We start from the raw sequence: 601 nt of genomic DNA on the forward strand, positions 1-601 counted from the left end.
TTGTACTTGGCTTTTTCGAGGCGTTTGTACTAAAGAGCAAAGCCTGTTTTATCCCAATACCGTACCTTGATTTTGTCGCGCTGTTTATTGGTGAACAGGAACAGTGCGCCGCTTCCCAAGAGGAAGTCGGTGTCACTTTCGATAATCGCAGCAAGACCATTGATCGACTTTCTAAAGTCGACACTCTCACGATACAGATAAATCTCTGGAGCGCTAAGCAGGCGTTTCATGATAGCGCACCGATGAATTCTGCTAGATAAGTGACTGGCGTGCCTTGTGGAATTCTCAGCTCAATATCATTGACAAACAGAGTCATGTTAGCCGTTCCCACTGTAGCTTGATACTTGGTTGTCTTTTCGATGACTTCAGCTTTAACGAAGCCTTGCGAAACCTCAAGGTTGTTGAGTTGCTGGCGCTTGGCATAAACGTCGAAGGGTTGCTCTCCTTGAGTTTGCAAAAAGCGAGTGTTGACAACGAACTCGATTCAGATTGCACGATAAGCGTTTGCTATTCTTGATTAGTGCGTCGTTTTCCCATTTCAAATCTCCTTATGGTTGGAGATTTAATCTTATTGTTCGTGATGAGTGATTAGAATGCGGGG

Annotated in this window: 1 protein-coding gene and 1 pseudogene; both read right to left on the reverse strand. The window is 44.6% G+C overall.

Features of this window, described 5'->3' with window-relative positions; translation table 11 throughout:
* Window positions 1-29: 29 nt before the first annotated feature.
* On the reverse strand, window positions 30-230 hold the full coding sequence (gene tnpB, locus A142_RS04195; protein ID WP_019820469.1) for an IS66 family insertion sequence element accessory protein TnpB: 201 nt from the start codon (window positions 228-230) through the stop codon (window positions 30-32).
* A pseudogene (locus tag A142_RS04200) lies at window positions 227-498 on the reverse strand (IS66 family insertion sequence element accessory protein TnpA). Before A142_RS04200 ends, tnpB begins: the two are co-directional and overlap by 4 nt.
* Between the last annotated feature and the right edge of the window lie 103 nt (window positions 499-601).

The sequence above is a fragment of the Vibrio splendidus 12E03 genome (assembly GCF_000272105.2).
GTDB lineage: Bacteria > Pseudomonadota > Gammaproteobacteria > Enterobacterales > Vibrionaceae > Vibrio > Vibrio splendidus_I.